The 16,306-nt window shown below is 42.8% G+C and carries 14 protein-coding genes and 1 other annotated feature; of the genes, 7 read left to right on the top strand and 7 right to left on the bottom strand.

What is annotated here, in order from left to right:
- Nucleotide 1 precedes the first annotated feature (1 nt).
- A complete protein-coding gene (refZ, locus tag AC1DVK_RS11625) occupies nucleotides 2–658 on the bottom strand; it encodes a forespore capture DNA-binding protein RefZ (protein WP_477626532.1) in 657 nt (218 codons plus the stop codon).
- 153 nt (nucleotides 659–811) lie between these two features.
- Here refZ and AC1DVK_RS11620 point away from each other — a divergent pair, with 153 nt between their 5' ends.
- Both AC1DVK_RS11620 and rpsD read left to right on the top strand, forming a co-directional pair.
- A complete protein-coding gene (locus AC1DVK_RS11620) occupies nucleotides 812–1,291 on the top strand; it encodes a GAF domain-containing protein (protein WP_089363623.1) in 480 nt (159 codons plus the stop codon).
- A gap of 567 nt (nucleotides 1,292–1,858) precedes the next feature.
- Nucleotides 1,859–2,461: a 30S ribosomal protein S4 gene (rpsD, locus tag AC1DVK_RS11615; protein ID WP_061464403.1), complete on the top strand. Its 603-nt coding sequence runs from the start codon at nucleotides 1,859–1,861 to the stop codon at nucleotides 2,459–2,461.
- A 93-nt stretch (nucleotides 2,462–2,554) separates the two neighbouring features.
- Here the strand turns inward: rpsD and tyrS are convergent, their stop codons facing one another.
- Nucleotides 2,555–3,811, bottom strand: a complete 1,257-nt coding sequence (tyrS, locus tag AC1DVK_RS11610) for a tyrosine--tRNA ligase (protein WP_061464404.1) — start codon at nucleotides 3,809–3,811, stop codon at nucleotides 2,555–2,557.
- Between the two features lie 68 nt (nucleotides 3,812–3,879).
- Nucleotides 3,880–4,096: a binding site (T-box leader), on the bottom strand.
- Nucleotides 4,097–4,243: 147 nt separating this feature from the next.
- Between tyrS and AC1DVK_RS11605 the strand changes: the two genes are divergently transcribed.
- The gene (locus tag AC1DVK_RS11605) at nucleotides 4,244–7,261 is read left to right on the top strand and encodes a transglycosylase domain-containing protein (RefSeq protein WP_477626531.1); all 3,018 of its coding nucleotides are present in this window, start codon (nucleotides 4,244–4,246) and stop codon (nucleotides 7,259–7,261) included.
- Nucleotides 7,262–7,427: 166 nt separating this feature from the next.
- On the opposite strand, the gene acsA is transcribed toward AC1DVK_RS11605, so the two are convergent.
- Entirely contained in the window at nucleotides 7,428–9,146 is a 1,719-nt protein-coding gene (acsA, locus tag AC1DVK_RS11600) for an acetate--CoA ligase (RefSeq protein ID WP_410863654.1), read from the bottom strand.
- A gap of 312 nt (nucleotides 9,147–9,458) precedes the next feature.
- Between acsA and AC1DVK_RS11595 the strand changes: the two genes are divergently transcribed.
- The 4 genes from AC1DVK_RS11595 to AC1DVK_RS11580 are packed head-to-tail and all read left to right on the top strand — an operon-like array spanning nucleotide 9,459 to nucleotide 12,169.
- Complete coding sequence (locus AC1DVK_RS11595) at nucleotides 9,459–10,091, top strand: GNAT family N-acetyltransferase (RefSeq protein WP_061464406.1); 633 nt, start codon at nucleotides 9,459–9,461, stop codon at nucleotides 10,089–10,091.
- 26 nt (nucleotides 10,092–10,117) lie between these two features.
- A complete protein-coding gene (locus AC1DVK_RS11590) occupies nucleotides 10,118–10,768 on the top strand; it encodes an acetoin utilization AcuB family protein (RefSeq protein ID WP_061464407.1) in 651 nt (216 codons plus the stop codon).
- The gene (locus AC1DVK_RS11585; protein ID WP_410863650.1) at nucleotides 10,761–11,957 is read left to right on the top strand and encodes an acetoin utilization protein AcuC; all 1,197 of its coding nucleotides are present in this window, start codon (nucleotides 10,761–10,763) and stop codon (nucleotides 11,955–11,957) included. Before AC1DVK_RS11590 ends, AC1DVK_RS11585 begins: the two co-directional genes overlap by 8 nt.
- 38 nt (nucleotides 11,958–11,995) lie before the next feature.
- A complete protein-coding gene (locus tag AC1DVK_RS11580; protein WP_477626530.1) occupies nucleotides 11,996–12,169 on the top strand; it encodes a hypothetical protein in 174 nt (57 codons plus the stop codon).
- A gap of 77 nt (nucleotides 12,170–12,246) precedes the next feature.
- Here the strand turns inward: AC1DVK_RS11580 and ccpA are convergent, their stop codons facing one another.
- The 4 genes from ccpA to AC1DVK_RS11560 form a co-directional block, all read right to left on the bottom strand.
- Entirely contained in the window at nucleotides 12,247–13,251 is a 1,005-nt protein-coding gene (gene ccpA, locus AC1DVK_RS11575) for a catabolite control protein A (RefSeq protein WP_061464409.1), read from the bottom strand.
- Nucleotides 13,252–13,632: 381 nt separating this feature from the next.
- A complete protein-coding gene (locus AC1DVK_RS11570) occupies nucleotides 13,633–14,709 on the bottom strand; it encodes a bifunctional 3-deoxy-7-phosphoheptulonate synthase/chorismate mutase (RefSeq protein WP_061464410.1) in 1,077 nt (358 codons plus the stop codon).
- Between the two features lie 518 nt (nucleotides 14,710–15,227).
- A complete protein-coding gene (ytxJ, locus tag AC1DVK_RS11565) occupies nucleotides 15,228–15,554 on the bottom strand; it encodes a bacillithiol system redox-active protein YtxJ (RefSeq protein ID WP_284470008.1) in 327 nt (108 codons plus the stop codon).
- Between the two features lie 133 nt (nucleotides 15,555–15,687).
- Nucleotides 15,688–16,260, bottom strand: coding sequence for a YtxH domain-containing protein (locus tag AC1DVK_RS11560; RefSeq protein ID WP_089363615.1), 573 nt, complete (start codon nucleotides 16,258–16,260; stop codon nucleotides 15,688–15,690).
- Nucleotides 16,261–16,306 lie beyond the last annotated feature (46 nt).

The raw sequence follows: 16,306 nt of genomic DNA, 5'->3' as shown, positions 1-16,306 counted from the left end.
CTCATGTATACACTTCAGGCCGGCCCGCTAACAGTGGCTGTAGGTCTTCGGCAATGAAAAGGGTATCTTGCAGAAAACGTCCGACTTCATTGGCATAAATATTCGTGTAATAGGCTTCCTGCGGGAACACATGAAGCACATCCATCGCATAATGGGTATGAAGGACAGGAGCCGTTAGCAGGCCCTTCAACTGGAGCATATACATGGGAATGGAGACCTGCTGGAAACTCCTGCTCTTAATCCCTTGTTCCAAAACATATTGAAAATAAGACTTTTCCTTTGTAAAATAAGTCGAATGAATTTCCCGGTTTAAATTGGAATCTAGTGAAGATTCCCCATATATGAACCGTGCAGCCAGGAAGTTTTCCCTCTGGAAATCGAGAATATCCATTACTAGATTCATCAAGCAATGCTGGGGGCCTTTAAGGTCCAGCAGTGTCATGTTCTTATCAAGGACCAGGATATACTCTTCTAAATAGGAAGTGAAACAGAATTCCAGCAATCCCTGCTTATTCTTAAAATAGTAGGCAATATTTGCAGCGTTCACTTTCGCTTTGTTCGCAATATCCCGTATGGATGTGGCATGATAGCCTTTTAAATGAAATAAATGCAGTGCAGCTTCCACAATGGCTTGTTTCGTTGGCGTCTGGCGATTCATTTAGGCAATCCCTCGCTTTCTTTGAGACAAGTCTTATGGACTATTTCTGCACGGAAGAGCCTGAATCCTTTAGTAAGTTCTCGACAATTTCCCAACAATAAAGCAACATATTAGAAAGTGCTGTAATAATATGCGGAAGACAGGTGAACGCTTTTGTTTAATGTCGAAATGTATCAAGGAAAAAAAGAAAAAAACTATGAACTTGTCCAGAAACAACTTTTTGCCTTAATCGAGGATGAAACGAACTGGATAGCCAATTTAAGCAATGCGGCAGCTCTGCTCAATCAGTTTCTTGATGAGATTAACTGGGTCGGCTTTTATTTATACGAAGAAGGCCAATTAATACTGGGACCCTTCCAGGGACTTCCAGCCTGTGTTCGCATCCCAATGGGTAAAGGCGTATGCGGGACATCGGCGGCAACTGAAAAAACCCTGCGCATCGAGGATGTCCATCAATTCCCTGGACATATCGCCTGCGACGCAGCATCGCGATCTGAAATTGTCATACCGCTCATGAAGGATGGCAAATTGTTCGGGGTCCTCGATATCGACAGCCCGGTCACGGACCGATTTGACGAAATCGATCAGCAGGGACTGGAGAAGTTCGCAGAAATCCTTTCCAAGCAATTATAAAGTTAAAGGGAGCGGCAATCCTTGCCTGCTCCCCTCTCCATTACAGGATCCCATGTACTTGCATCCGGTCCTTCCCTTAATTCCTCCCAATATAAAACGCCTGGCCCTTAACCTCTATCACACTATTCGATTGACCTTCTGCCCAATGGGAAACACCGATAACTGCCCATTTTTTAGTTATTTTTACGATTCGCAAAAAACGATGCAAAAGAACTAGGTGGGAACGATACCTATAAGGGCTCCCAAGGAATGCCGGGAAACCAACCATGAAGCATACAAAAATAGTGTTATTTAAATGTATTGTATCTTCCCGCTGCGATTCTCTCCCCTTATTTAATCGCAACTATCCTTGACTCATTGAGCAGAATATTATACAATACTCCTTGTGTAAAATATTGCAGCCTATGTGACAGCCTTTATGTTCTCATTTTGTTCCTCAATACAGAGGTGTATCTCGTAACTCTCTGCTGCTAGGGCGAAGGTACATGAAAACAAAATGGTCATGATCGTACATTCACACGGTTTTTATTTTACCAAAATAAAAACATTTAAAGGAGGAGTCATCCTATGGCTCGTTATACTGGCCCAAGCTGGAAACTATCCCGTCGTTTAGGAATTTCCCTAACAGGTACTGGTAAAGAATTAGAAAAACGCCCTTATGCTCCAGGACAACATGGTCCTAACCAACGCAGAAAAATTTCTGAATACGGAATGCAACTGCAAGAGAAACAAAAACTTCGTCACATGTACGGAATCACTGAACGTCAATTCCGTTCAATGTTCGACCGCGCTGGCAAACTTAAAGGTGTACATGGTGAAAACTTCATGGTTCTTCTTGAATCACGTCTTGACAACCTAGTTTACCGTCTTGGTTTAGCTCGTACACGTCGTCAAGCACGTCAACTTGTTAACCACGGTCACATCACTGTAGACGGAAGCCGCGTAGACATTCCATCTTACAAAGTGACTCTTGGACAAACAATCTCAGTTCGTGAAAAATCACGCAACTTCTCAATCATCAAAGAATCAGTTGAAGCAACTAACTTCGTACCTGATTTCCTTACTTTCGATGCTGAGAAATTAGAAGGTACTTTCACTCGTTTACCAGAACGTTCTGAATTGCCTGCTGAAATTAACGAAGCTCTTATCGTTGAGTTCTACTCTCGTTAATAACTTCAAAACCCCCATCCTTGGATGGGGGTTTTTTTGGCACTACACGCTTCAAAATAAGGCCCGACTGTAATTCAGCCGGGCCTTGAATAATCATTTCACTAATGTATATTTCTTCTTACCGCGTCGAACGAGGATGAACTCCCCTTCAATCTTGGCAGCTTCCGTCACTACATATTGCAGATCAGTCACTTTCTCCCCATTTATGGAGATTGCCCCATTCTGAATATCTTCACGGGCTTGACGCTTTGAAGGCGAAATTTTCGCTTCAACGATTAAATCGACCAAGCCGATATCTTCCTTGCTTTCACGTTCGAAGCTAGGGACATCTTTAAAGCCCAATTTGATTTCCGCTGCACTTAAATTCTTCACCTCACCGCTGAATAGGGCCGCAGAGATTTTGATTGCTTGATCAAGAGCTTCCTGACCATGAATCAAACGGGTCATTTCTTCCCCTAAGGCTTTTTGCGCTTTACGCAAATGCGGTTCGGACTGTACGGACTGCTCTAACTCTTCAATTACTTCACGTGATAGGAATGTAAAGAATTTCAAGTATTTCACGACATCAGCATCCGCTGTATTGATCCAGAATTGGTAAAATTCATACGGAGTCGTCTTTTCCGGGTCAAGCCAAATCGCCCCGCCTTCCGTTTTACCAAATTTCGTTCCGTCCGCTTTCGTCACAAGCGGAATCGTCATGCCGAACGCTTTTGCTTCCTCGTCATGCGATTTACGAATCATTTCAAGACCGGTCGTAATATTGCCCCACTGATCACTTCCGCCAATTTGCAACTTACAGTCATGATTATCGTATAAATGGCTAAAGTCGATCCCTTGTAAAATTGTATACGCGAATTCCGTAAAAGAAATCCCTGTTTCCAAACGGGAAGCAACCGTGTCTTTTGCCAACATGTAGTTAATGCCGATGTATTTCCCGTAATCACGCAAGAACGTAACCATGTCGATTTTACCTATCCAGTCATAGTTATTGACCATGACAGCACCATTTTCACCGTCGAATTCAAAAATGTGGGATAGCTGTCCTTTTAGGCAGTCGGCATTATAGAGCACTTTTTCCAGCGTTTGCAGCTGGCGTTCCTCTTTTTTACCGCTTGGATCACCGATAAGTCCAGTCGCTCCTCCTACAAGCACAAGGGGACGATGACCGTGCTGCTGGAAACGGCGCATTGTCAAGAATGGCAGTAGATGTCCGATGTGCATACTATCCGCGGTTGGATCTACACCACAGTATAAAGAAATTTTCTCTTTTTCTAAAAGGTCCTTAAAACCCTCTTCATCCGTTTGTTGATAAATAATCCCTCTCCACTCGAGTTCCTTTAGCAATTCCATTTTACAATTCCTCCTTCAATCCGAAAAAATCCCGCAAAAAGCATACAAAAACGCCCCTTCATATAATATGAAGGGACGAATAAATTCGCGGTACCACCCAACTTGAGGACATAATGCGCCCTCCGCTCGAGACGAATAACGGTCGTCAACCGTTTCCTGCTACTAATCATTTCACAGTAAATGCTCCAGGAAGTAATTCATCTCACCATGTGTACCGATTTCCACTGACCACCGGCTCTCTAAAACAGGGATAGTTTGACTACTGGGTCCTATCATCGCGCTTTTTTAATAAATTTTATTATTAATAAATTTTTATCATACATAAGATTCATTGTCAACATCACCCTTACAGATTCTAGAAAAATATGAAAGTTCGCCTTTCCTTTCCGTGTTATATGCTATAATATATGTGATTTCAGGGGGTATGATACGATGAATAATAATCAAAAAGATAGATTTCAAACAGCATGGAAACAGATAACCCGTTTTTTAAAAAATGAAAAAACACAAAAAAATGCAAGGGTTACATACCAAGTCATTTGGAACCTAACGTTGATCCTCATTATTGTTGGGGTTCTAGGATTCTCATTCGCCGGCGGCGTTGGAGCTGGCTATTTTGCTGCCCTCGTCAAAGATGAGCCGGTACGCTCAAAGGAAGATTTAAAAAAAGACATCTACAATTACGAAGAGACCTCTGAGGTATACTTTGCTGATGACGTATACTTAGGCAAGCTTAAGAGTGACCTTGAGCGTGAAGAAGTGTCCATCGATAAAGTATCGGAGTATCTTAAAAATGCAGTCATCGCTACAGAAGATGAGTATTTTTATGAACATGACGGGGTTGTCCCGAAAGCTATCCTGCGTGCCATTTACCAGGAGTTTACGAATGCATCCGTCCAATCGGGAGGAAGCACTTTAACACAGCAGCTCATTAAAAACCAAATCCTGACCAACGAAGTATCATTTGATCGGAAAGCAAAAGAAATCCTGCTTGCACTCCGGGTCGAAAAATTCTTTGAAAAAGAAGAGATTTTGGAAACATACTTAAATGTCTCCACTCTGGGGCGAAATTCTTCCGGTCGGAACATCGCTGGTGTCGAGTCCGCCGCTGAAGGTATTTTCGGCGTGGAGGCCAAAGATCTGACACTGCCCCAATCTGCCTTTATTGCTGGATTGCCGCAAAGTCCTTTCGGTTATACACCGTATACCCAGCAAGGAAAACTGAAAGAAAATCAAGAACCCGGCATCAACCGGATGAAAACCGTTTTAAAACGGATGTATAGTAATGGATACATAACAAAAGAAGAGTATGATAAAGCAAGCGCATACGACATAACAAAAGACTTTATCGGTAAAAAGGCGTTGCCATCGGAGAAATATCCTTGGCTCACCCAGGAAATTGAAAAACGCTCCATCGAAATCCTTTCTGTCAGTCTGGCAAAAGAAGATGGATATGAAGAGAAAGATTTAAAGGATGAAGATTTAAAAAAACAATATGTAGCACTTGCCGATCGCAAGCTGCGTCAAAACGGCTATCAGATCTATACGACGGTCAATAAAAAGATATATGATAAAATGCAGGAAGTTACGAAAAACTATCCGAATTTCGGATACGATAAAGCGGGCGAGCCCGTTGAAGCCGGGGCTATTCTAATCGAAAATAAAACAGGAAAAATCATCAGTTTCGTAGGTGGCCGTGATTTCAAGCGGAAACAGACGAACCATGCAACCGCATCACATCGATCAAATGGATCAACGATGAAGCCTTTGCTCATATATGGTCCAGGCATCGAGCTGGGCAAAATCTCACCTGGCAGCGTATCGGCCAACGTGCCCATTTCCATTCCGGCAGGCAGCCAAGCGTGGAGCCCAGGAAACTATGGCGGCGGCAGCTATACGGGAGTATCGACTGCCCGCGAGGCCTTAAAGAATTCCTATAATATTCCGGCAGCGCTCTTTTACAAGAAAATAATCAACCTGAGCCCAGCTTCCTATTTAGAGAAAATGGGATTCTCCACCGTGACGAAAGGGGATTACTCCCATCTTTCCATGTCATTAGGTGCCATGGACAAAGGTGTAACCGTTGAAGAAAACGTCAATGCGTTTGGCACATTTGCCAATTCAGGGGAATTCATCGATGCTTATATGATCGATAAAATCGTTTCGAAAGATGGCAAGGTCATCTATCAGCATAAAGTGAAACCAGTGGATGTTTTCTCACCACAAGCCGCTTACCTGACGCTTGATATGATGCGCGATGTCGTAAACAGCGGGACGGCCGCTTCGGTCAGGAACCGACTTGCTTTCTCAAGCGATTGGGCAGGTAAGACCGGAACTTCCCAAAACTACTGGGACGCATGGTTCGTCGCCACCAACCCGAATGTATCATTCGGTACTTGGCTGGGTTATGATACACCGAAATCCTTGCAAGGGACCTACAATGGTCTTGAATATAATAAACGGAATATATATTATTGGGCAGATCTGATCAATGCCGCATATAAAGTCGACCCGAAACTCGTCGACCCCGATAAGCGGTTTGAAATGCCTGGCGGAATTGTCAGCCGTTCCTTCTGTGCCGTTTCAGGACTGCTGCCTTCAAGTGCATGCCAAAAGGCAGGGCTTGTAAAATCAGATTTATTCATCGCCAAATATGCTCCATCCAAGGCGGATGATAGTTTCATAGATGGACAATATGTATCAGTCGGCAGCAAACGCTACGCAGCCCTTCCGCAAACGCCTGGCGAATTCACGAGCGGCGGGTTCATGCTCAATCCAGATTCGTTCGCAGATATCGGATTGCAATATGTGATTGACCCGGGATCCGTTATTCCCGGAGGCGAAAAATCAGGAAATGTCGTCGGGGCGAAAGCGAAATTGAATGATAATGGCAAAGTACCCGATCCCCTATCCATAACGATCAGTAACGATAAGATTACATGGGGCCTGCATCATGAAGGAGATGTCGTCGGTTATCGTGTCTATAAAGACGGCAAAAAAGTGGCGAGCATCAATGCTGGTGAGAGTCTTGTTTACAAAGTCGGCTCAGGCGGTTCCTATTATGTAACGGCCGTAGACATAGTCGGTAAAGAATCAGCCCCTTCTCAGCGTGTTGAAAGCGGCGCTAAAAAGACAGGTTCAAAAGAAGATTCGACTAAAAATAAAGATGATCGCGGAAATGATAAAATAACTCAAGAAGTTAAAAAACCAGACTCAAAAGAAGAGAACGGTAAACCAGATAAAGAAAAAGAAAAAGAAAAAGACACAAATAAAGATAAAGATAAAGATATAGATATAGATAAAGAGCAAAATCAAGACAAAGATCAAGACAAAGGGAATATAGACAAAGAAGATACAGAGACCGACAAAGATAAAGATACAGTCAATGATAAAGATACAGTCAATGATAAAGATAAAGACACAGATAAAGCTGAAGAAGAGGAAGAATGACACTCTTTTTGAAGTGAAACAGGCTGTCGGGGATTTCCCGACAGCCTGTTTCATTATAATCTCCCACACTGATTCGACTAATGTTCCCGAACTCAAAAAAAAGGCATCCATGCAATTGACCATGGATGCCTTTTAATTTTCATCTTAAATCAGGATGCCCAGCGTTTCAATCCTCCATCGATGATAAATCACCAGTTGGGAGATCCAGTTCCCAAGCTTTCAAGACACGGCGCATGATTTTCCCGCTTCTCGTTTTAGGAAGTTTATCCCTGAATTCAATTTCACGCGGCGCAGCATGTGCTGCGAGACCATTCTTTACGAATTGGCGAATTTCTTCAATCAGCTCATCGTTTGCATCGTATCCGTCACGGAGGGCTATAAATGCTTTGATAATTTCCCCCCGAACTGGATCGGGCTTACCGATGACCCCCGCTTCAGCTACGGCTGGGTGCTCGACCAACTTGCTTTCCACTTCGAAAGGTCCGACTCTTTCCCCTGCCGTCATGATGACATCATCAACCCGGCCTTGGAACCAGAAATAACCATCTTCATCCATATAAGCGGAATCACCGGAAACATACCAATCACCTGGCATAAAGTAAGATTCATATTTTGATTCATTATTCCAGACAGTCTTCATCATCGAAGGCCATCCTTTCTTGATGGCCAGGTTCCCCATTCTGTGCGGTGGAAGCTCGATGCCTTGATCATCCACTATTGCCGCTTTTACACCAGGAATCGGTTTACCCATCGAACCCGGTTTGATTTCCATGCAAGGATAATTGCATATGACCTGAGCCCCGGTCTCCGTCATCCACCATGTATCATGGATACGGTGATTGAATACCTTCATTCCCCAGCGCACCACTTCCGGATTCAACGGTTCGCCGACACTTAAAACATGGCGGAGAGAACCCAAATCGAACCGTTTAACGATTTCATCACCTGCACCCATCAGCATCCTAAAGGCTGTCGGAGCACTATACCAAACCGTGACACCAAAGTCTTCCAAGGTTTTATACCAGGATTCAGGCTTGAATCGCCCACCTACAATGACATTGGAGGTTCCTGTCAGCCAAGGTCCAAAGATACCGTAAGACGTCCCTGTCACCCATCCAGGATCCGCTGTGCACCAATACACGTCCTCTTCCTGCAAATCAAGGACCCACCTTGCCGTTTGATAATGCTGGATCATCGCATTATGAACGTGAAGCACCCCTTTTGGCTTCCCTGTGGAACCTGAGGTATAGTGAAGAATCAGGCCGTCATTCCGATCTACCCATTCGATTTCGAATTTTTTGTCCGCTTCTTTTAACTTTTTATTGAAGTGATGATACTTTCCTTCTTCTTTTATATTTTCCCCCACTAGGAAAATATGTTTTAAATGGGGTAATTCATCTACTGGGACGCGCGGCAAAAGCTCAGGGGTCGTCACTATCACGCTTGCCTCACTATCTTCAAGGCGATCCCTTACCGCGCCTTCCATGAAGGCTTCGAACAACGGCCCTACGACCGCCCCCGTTTTAATCGCACCCAACAATGCAAAATAAAGCTCCGGGGAGCGTGGCATGAAGATGAAAACGCGATCGCCTTTTTCCACATTGGCAATGTTCTTGAACACATTGGCCGCTTGGTTCGTATAATCTTTCATTTCCTTGAAAGTATACTTTTCATTTCTTTTATCGTCTTTGTAATAAAGGGCTACTTTGTTCTTTTTATATGTTTCAACATGGCGGTCAATGGCTTCATATGCAAGATTCACTTTACCTGTTTCAGACCAGGAAAATTCCTTTTCCGTCTCGGACCAGTCAAATTTCTTGTATTTTTCATCGTAATTCTTTAAATTAAAATTACCTTCCACTACTGGCAACGCTTTCACATTCATATGGCAAACTCCCCCTCTATTCGGCTCTATATTTTCATTATAGTACAAAAACACAATTATCTCAATTTTTAAAATATTCAACTCTTCCATATTAGGGAAAATCACTTATAGTTATTATGAGTTCATATCGATAGCGGATATATGGGAAGCACTGTAACAAAAGATTCATATAAGCCTTGAACTTTCTGCATTATGCCACTTTTTTTATGTATAATTTATGTAAGCTTTCCATTCGGCCAGTTTTAAAAGCAATGCTCCATATGCTTGAATGCGAGAGTTATAAGATTACTATTTTACAAGGGTGGTGAAAGAATGGAATATAATAAGACCTTTTATACTAAGGAACTGCAGACATTAAGCGGGACGCTCATCATCGAGGGGCCGTTAAACGGGGAAAAAATGTCCGCTTATGAGTTTCACGAAGACTTGGTCGCCTTCCGCCCGCCTGCTTTGCAGCATAAAGCTTTAATAGAGATTGCTGACTTGCCTGAAGGCAGGATCTTTATCGCCCGTGAAAAGGAAACCATCGTTGGTTATGTAACTTATTTATATCCCGATCCCTTGGAACGCTGGTCGGAAATCAAGATGGAGGACCTGATAGAGCTTGGTGCAATCGAGGTCATCCCTAAATACCGGGGTGCCTCCGTCGGGAAGAACTTAATCAGCCTTTCCATGGAAGACGATTCGGTCGAAGACTTCATCATCATCACCACTGAATACTATTGGCATTGGGACTTGAAAGGGACAGGGCTGAATATTTGGGACTATCGCAAGGTCATGGAAAAAATGATGAGTGCCGGTGACTTGGTCTACTTTGCAACGGATGATCCTGAAATCAGTTCCCACCCGGCCAACTGCCTGATGGCCCGCATTGGCAAAAGAGTGCCGCCGGAATCCATCCAGAAATTCGACCAATTGCGTTTTATGAATCGGTTCATGTATTAAAGAGGCGTATAAGAGGAGGAAGGAATATGATTGTTGAAAAAATAATGAATGAGGATATTATCACTCTCACTCCAACGGATACAATCCATAGCGCTGTCTTAATCATTAAGGAGAAACGAATTCGCCATATACCCATTGTCGATGACAGCTTTCAACTTGTCGGATTAGTCAGCGACCGTGATATACGGGATGCTGCCCCTTCTATATTCCGCACCGCAGAAAACGAAAATGATTTACAAAAAGCATTATCAACCATCATGAGAACGGATATAATCACAGGGCACCCGCTAGATTTCGTCGAAGAAATCGGGGCTGTTTTTTGCGATAACAATATCAGCTGCCTTCCAATCGTAAAAGAAAGGAAGTTAGTAGGCATCATAACCGGTTCTGATTTGCTTCATTCATACGTTGAGTTGACCGGAGTCAACCAGCCCGGTTCCCAAATCGAAATCAAAATCCCTGATAAGGCAGGTACCCTTCATGATATTGCCCGCATTTTCAAAAGGCGCAATTCCAATATCCTGAGCACTCTTGTTTATCCTGAAAAAGATGGGACCGATTATAAGATTCTTGTAATTCGAGTGCAGACGATGAATCCATTTATGGTGGTGGAGGATTTGAAGAAAGAAGGCTATACCGTTTTATGGCCTAGTCTACCGGGGATTTCCCATGAATGATACATCCCTTTTTGTCTATTCGGATGAACTCCTTACCTATAAATTCAACGATGAACATCCATTCAATCAAAAACGGCTTAAACTCACGCTGGATTTGTTAAAAAAACACCATGCCATCAGTGATGATCAAATTATCAAGCCAAGAATGGCTACAGATGAAGAATTGGAATTGATCCATGATCAGCATTATGTAAACGCTGTCAGATTAGCAGGGCAGGGTAAGCTCCCCCCCGAAAAGGCCATGAATTACGGGCTTGGAACAGAAGATACCCCAATCTTCCCCAGGATGCATGAAGCAAGCGCCTTGCTTGTAGGCGGTACATTAACTGCGGTTGATGCCGTCATGACCGGTCAGTCCCTGCATGCACTTAATCTTGGAGGGGGCCTGCATCACGGTTTCCGAGGGAAAGCCTCGGGCTTCTGCATTTATAACGATAGTTCGGTCGCGATTAAATACCTGCAAAAAAAATATGGGGCACGTGTCTTATATGTCGATACTGATGCACATCATGGCGACGGAGTCCAATGGTCATTTTATGATGATCCGGATGTATGCACCCTATCCATTCATGAAACGGGACGCTACTTATTTCCCGGCACAGGCAATATTAACGAACGGGGTCAAGGAACAGGATACGGCTATTCATTCAACATCCCGGTTGATGCATTCACGGAAGATGGCTCCTGGCTCGAATGCTATACAGTTTCCTTTAAAGAGGTCATTGAATTTTTCAAACCGGATGTCATTTTAACGCAAAACGGAGCGGATTCCCATTATTACGATCCGCTCACCCATTTATCGGCCACCATGAAGATTTATAGAGAAATACCAAAGTTAGCCCACGAAATGGCTCATAAGTATTGCGAAGGACGGTGGATTGCAGTAGGGGGCGGAGGATATGATATATGGCGCGTCGTCCCGAGGGCTTGGTCGAGGGTCTGGCTTGAAATGACGGATAATGATATATCAGGTCCCTTATCAAAAGAATGGCTTGATTGCTGGCAGCCTGAGTCCCCAGTTTCGCTACCGAAAGAATGGGATGATATGGAGGATATATACGAACCCATTCCGAGGAAGCCTGAAATTACCGAGAAAAATGCCCTGACACTTGAAAAGGTTCTATATCCCATTCGGTCTTCCAAGCAAACATCGGCAAGCAAGGACAACAGTAAACCAAAAGATCGTTGAAAAACGATCTTTTTTTTAGGCTCTTTTCGTAAAGATTGTTGTTTTTAAAACGGAACTATTTAAGGTTGATTGGAGCGGAAGTGCGAGACTCCTGCGGGAGCAGCGGGACAGGTGAGAGACCCCACAGGCGTTTACGCCGAGGAGGCTCACCGCCCGCACCAAGGAAAGCGAGCATCTGGAGGGGGAATCAACCACAACTCACTACCTGGTAAATAGCAACAAAGTATGTGAAAACAGCCTTTTTTTAAGAAACAAAAGAGAGTGCCCCCAGGACACTCTCCAAACCAGCTTATTTCGTTGATTGACGATTTTCAATCCGATGTGGCAAGATCACTTTTTCATGACCTTCCTCCACTTCTTCTTTATTCATCAACTTTGTCAGAAGCCTCATCGCAACGGCACCAATATCATATAAAGGTTGAACGATCGTCGTGATTTGCGGTCGCACCATCAATGTCAATCTCGTGTTGTCGAAGCTGATCACTTCAAAGTCTTCCGGTACATTATACCCTTTGTCCTGTGCCGCATGGACAATTCCAAGCGCCATTTCATCAGCGCTGGCGATGAATGCCGTCGGTTTCTCTTCAGCTTCCAGTGACTTTTCAAAAGATTCGATTCCTGAATCATATGTATAATCGCCTTCAACAATATAGCTTTCATCGAAAGTAAGCCCAGCTTCTTTCAACCCTCGTTTATAACCAGTCAATTTCTTTTCATCAATCAGCGCGGAAGGATTTCCGCTTACAAAAGCGATATGCTTGTGGCCTTTTTTAGCAAAGAAGGTCACTGCGTCGAATGCCGCCGCCTCATAATCAATATTAACCGATGGAACTTGCCCGCTTTCATCCACCGAACCTGCCAGAACGATTGGAACGGGTGAATTCTTAAACTCTTTGACATGCTCATCAGAAATGTTACCGCCCATGAATACGATACCATCCACTTGTTTTCCAAGCATCGTATTCAACAAATGGAATTCCTTATCTATATTCTCATCGGAACTGCTTAGAATGATATTGTATTTATACATGGTGGCTATATCTTCTATGCCTCGTGCCAATTCGGCAAAAAAGATGCTCGAGATATCCGGAATTATGACCCCGACTGTTGTCGTTTTCTTGCTGGCAAGACCCCTTGCCACTGCATTGGGACGGTACCCTAACTTCTCAATCACATCCGAAACTTTCTTCCTTGTTGCAGGTTTTACATTCGGATTCCCGTTTACTACACGGGAAACGGTGGCCATGGAAACATTCGCCTCACGCGCCACATCATAAATGGTTATATTATTCATTCATCCATTCCTCCATTTCTTTCATTTTTCCCATAAAAGACCCGAATTATTTCGGGAAAAATTCTTTTATGCGTTTTCCTCTATAAGGAAGATTATTTTAGGAACGATCTGCCTAACAAAAAATGCAGTCCTACTCTCTTCTCAGTCAAAGATTCAATACCCTTTTCAAGTATAAAATTCACATAGATATCACTTTATGTATGACTCAATCTTCCGAACAGTTCTCATTCATGTTATTTATCATACGATAGTCGAATCTTTCCTGCAATCCAATAGTGCCTATTTCGATGCTTTTTCTGCAAAAACAAGTATTTTACCATTAAAAATAGCCCTTGCCAAGGAGGTAAGGGCCGTAAGTAGATATTTTAAAGACTTTCCAGCTTATACAGTTACCCAATTCAAACGTTTAATTTCATCGTAGAATTCATCAAATTGTTTGAAGTCCATTTGCTGTGCAGAATCCGATAAAGCAACAGATGGGTCTGGATGCACTTCTGCCATTACACCGTCAGCACCGATTGCAAGCGCCGCTTTAGCCGTCGGAAGCAAGAGGTCGCGACGTCCAGTGGAATGCGTCACATCAACCATGACCGGTAAATGGGTTTCTTGTTTTAAAATCGGTACGGCAGAGATATCAAGTGTGTTTCTTGTTGCTTTTTCGTAAGTACGGATACCGCGTTCACAAAGGATTATGTTGCCATTGCCCTGCGACATGATATATTCCGCTGCATGAATGAACTCTTCAATCGTTGCAGCCAGTCCGCGTTTTAAAAGAACTGGTTTATTTACGGCACCAGCCGCTTTTAGCAAGTCGAAGTTTTGCATGTTGCGTGCTCCGATTTGGATGACATCAATATGATCGATCGCCGCTTCGATATCGTTAGCGCTCACGATTTCACTGATGACGGCCAAGCCGTATTCGTCAGCAACACGTTTAAGTATTTGTAAGCCCTCCAAACCAAGTCCTTGGAAGTCGTATGGAGATGTACGTGGCTTAAATGCACCTCCGCGCATCAATTTCAAACCTTTAGCTTTAATGACTTCCGCCACCGCAGCAGTTTGTTCATAAGATTCAACGGCACATGGTCCGAAAACGAAGCTCGGGATTCCATTACCGACCAATTCACCCTTAATGTCGATGATAGTGTCTTCAGCCTTTTGTTTTCTAGATACAAGAAGCGTTTTCTTCTGATCGTCTTTTTGAAGCTCCAAGCCCAATTTGAAGATTTCTTTGAAAATATGTTTAATCGAACCAAGATCAAGCGGTCCTTGATGATTAGCTTCGATAAGATCCAGCATTGTTCTTTCACGGACCGGATCGTAACGGTTTACACCTTGTTTTTCTTTAACGCGACCAATTTCCTGTACAAGTTCAGCACGTTGATTAATAAGATGTAATAACTGAAGGTTCACATCATCCAGTTGATTACGAAGTCCATCAAGCTCTTTGTTGCTCATTACAAATCCATCCCTTCGTTTTTTAAAATAGAAATCGGTTCAGCGGATTCAAACTAAAAAAATCCCATCCGGACCCTCGAACATCCACTCCGATTGTTTTATCAATGAAAATTTTAGAATATTTCATGTATGATTAAATCAATTATAAATGAAGTGTCCATAAATGTCACTAACTTTTTCTTTAATAATTAAACGCTTTTAAGCATTAAAGTTATAAATACTTAAAACTTGGTGCCGCTCATGCCAGAAAAACAATTACACAGAATATTGAAACACGATCCGTTGTAGGAATTATATTGGAAATAGAACAGGAAAGCTATCATTTAATTGATCATTTTTCACAAGAACATAGAAAAGTTTAAATCTTCCGCCACTTGTCCGAAGCCGAGAAATATTTAAAGAGTCTTTACGGAAGGGCCTCCATAGAAAAGGTTTCCCCAGGATTAACATCCTTAGGCCCGCCAATCAATGGAATAATAAAAGGCCGGACCCCTTACCAAAGGGATCCGGCCTTCCATTCATTCTGTAATGGCTTTGCTTAATGAATCATATGTAATCCGCCAATGAGATTCATTCCAGGCCGGTTTTCCACTTTTAAAAAGGATGGCCTGAGGTGATTGATGTTTGATATCAAATGTTTCTGCCACATAATTGGATAGTGGACGAGCTTCCTGAACGGCTAAATAGGCCGTTTTAAGTTGTTCGTTCTCTGAGATGTACTTTTCATATTGTTCATATGCTTCCGCACTGACCGGGCATGTTACGCTATGCTTGAAAAGTAGGAAAGTATCCTCTTTTAAAAGCTGATTGAATTGTTCTTCTGTTTCAATTTTGGTAATCTTCATAATGCATCTCCTTTCCTTGTACATATAAATTTTACCATCAAAAAGGCGGTGAAGCCATCGAAGCGCTTCACCGCCTTATTCTACGTAACTTTATGTCACTTCATCCCTTTTAAAAGAATGGAGGGTCAAGAATTTATTTCGTTAGTTTATTCTCTGTTTCATCAAATGCCTTTTTCGCTTCATCAAGTTTTAATTTTGCCGTATTCTTGTTTCCGCTTGTAGGGTCGGCAGGATCAGTTTCCGGGTTGCTGCCGTTAGCAAAATTCGTTTCTACAGATACGATAGGAGAATCGGAAGTTCCCGTCACATCTATATCCTTATTGCTCGAATTTGTCGTATCATCAGCAGAGTCGCCGTTTTCTTTTCCCGTTTTTAGGCTTTTCACTTTATTAACGATATTTGAAGATTTATTTGAAACGATTTCCGTTACGGAGCTTGTTTTTTCTTTTGCAGTATCAGCAAGAACCGTTCCTTTTTCCATCGCCGTTTGTCTTAATCTTTCCGTTTTCTCTGAAATATTTTTAGCTTGTTCATTGAAATCGTTCCTTAGTTCCTTGCCTGTTTTGGGAGCCATGAACAAAGCAGTGGCCGCTCCGATCATCCCGCCGATCAAGGCGCCAATCATAAAGTCCTTAGAATTGATCGAGTCGCGTTCGTCCTCATATGATTTCTGATAGTCCTTTGTCTGAAATTCTTTTTGAGTCATAATACATTCCCCTTTCAATTTTCAGTTCATTTTTTATATAACTAGA

The sequence above is a fragment of the Peribacillus sp. P4_B1 genome, assembly GCF_056402395.1.
This window is presented reverse-complemented; position numbering and strand designations above follow the sequence as displayed.

Excerpts from the sequence above, each read along its gene's own strand:
- ytxJ (WP_284470008.1), bottom strand. The coding sequence starts at position 15,554 with ATGAAGATTACCAAAATTGAAACAGAAGAACAATTCAATCAGCTTTTA.
- tyrS (WP_061464404.1), bottom strand. The coding sequence starts at position 3,811 with ATGGAATTGCTAAAGGAACTCGAGTGGAGAGGGATTATTTATCAACAA.
- AC1DVK_RS11585 (WP_410863650.1), top strand. The coding sequence starts at position 10,761 with ATGAATGATACATCCCTTTTTGTCTATTCGGATGAACTCCTTACCTAT.
- AC1DVK_RS11595 (WP_061464406.1), top strand. The coding sequence starts at position 9,459 with ATGGAATATAATAAGACCTTTTATACTAAGGAACTGCAGACATTAAGC.
- ccpA (WP_061464409.1), bottom strand. The coding sequence starts at position 13,251 with ATGAATAATATAACCATTTATGATGTGGCGCGTGAGGCGAATGTTTCC.
- rpsD (WP_061464403.1), top strand. The coding sequence starts at position 1,859 with ATGGCTCGTTATACTGGCCCAAGCTGGAAACTATCCCGTCGTTTAGGA.
- AC1DVK_RS11570 (WP_061464410.1), bottom strand. The coding sequence starts at position 14,709 with ATGAGCAACAAAGAGCTTGATGGACTTCGTAATCAACTGGATGATGTG.
- refZ (WP_477626532.1), bottom strand. The coding sequence starts at position 658 with ATGAATCGCCAGACGCCAACGAAACAAGCCATTGTGGAAGCTGCACTG.
- acsA (WP_410863654.1), bottom strand. The coding sequence starts at position 9,146 with ATGAATGTGAAAGCGTTGCCAGTAGTGGAAGGTAATTTTAATTTAAAG.
- AC1DVK_RS11560 (WP_089363615.1), bottom strand. The coding sequence starts at position 16,260 with ATGACTCAAAAAGAATTTCAGACAAAGGACTATCAGAAATCATATGAG.
- AC1DVK_RS11605 (WP_477626531.1), top strand. The coding sequence starts at position 4,244 with ATGAATAATAATCAAAAAGATAGATTTCAAACAGCATGGAAACAGATA.
- AC1DVK_RS11590 (WP_061464407.1), top strand. The coding sequence starts at position 10,118 with ATGATTGTTGAAAAAATAATGAATGAGGATATTATCACTCTCACTCCA.